At 72.7% G+C, this 556-nt stretch carries 1 protein-coding gene; it reads right to left on the bottom strand.

Translation table 11 applies throughout. The features are described from left to right. Nucleotides 1-556, bottom strand: a 556-nt coding sequence (locus tag HUK84_RS22365; RefSeq protein ID WP_176642066.1) for a M20/M25/M40 family metallo-hydrolase, incomplete at both ends; no start/stop codon positions are given.

Here is a 556-nt window from a genome sequence, read left to right as displayed (position 1 = left end):
CTCGGGCTTCGCCTCGGGCTGCGCGACGCGCCCCTGCGCGCGGGCCGCCGTGGCGAAATCGTCCTGCACGCTGTCCTGCCCCGCCCCGATCACGAAGACATTCCGCGATGGCCCTGCCATCTGCAGCACGTCGATGGTGAAATTCGCCGCCGTCCTGGCCAGGGGCGCCAGCGGGTGGGCCGCATACCAGCTCGATCCCAGCAGGCCGCGTTCCTCGGCCGTCCAGGCCGCGAACATCACCGTCCGTTCGGGCCGCGGCCCCGCCTTGAAGGCGCGGGCGATTTCCAGGATCGCGGCGATCCCCGACCCGTCGTCGATCGCCCCCCGCCGGATCACGGGACGGCCCTGCGCGTCCACCCCCGTGCCGAACGCATCCCAATGCGCGCCGAACATCACCGTCTCGTCGGGATGGCGCGTGCCCGTCAGCTTGCCGATGACGTTGCGGCTTTGCAGATGCGCGACCGAGACCGGAATATCGGCCGTGAACGCCGCCCCCGGCAGCGTCACCGGCCGGAACGCCGGATCGCGCGCCCGCACCCGCAGCGCCGCCAGGTCC

The sequence above is a fragment of the Nguyenibacter vanlangensis genome, from assembly GCF_013376155.1.
Classification (GTDB): domain Bacteria; phylum Pseudomonadota; class Alphaproteobacteria; order Acetobacterales; family Acetobacteraceae; genus Gluconacetobacter; species Gluconacetobacter vanlangensis.
Note: the sequence above shows the minus strand (reverse complement) of the source record. Positions and strands in the feature narration are given on the sequence as shown.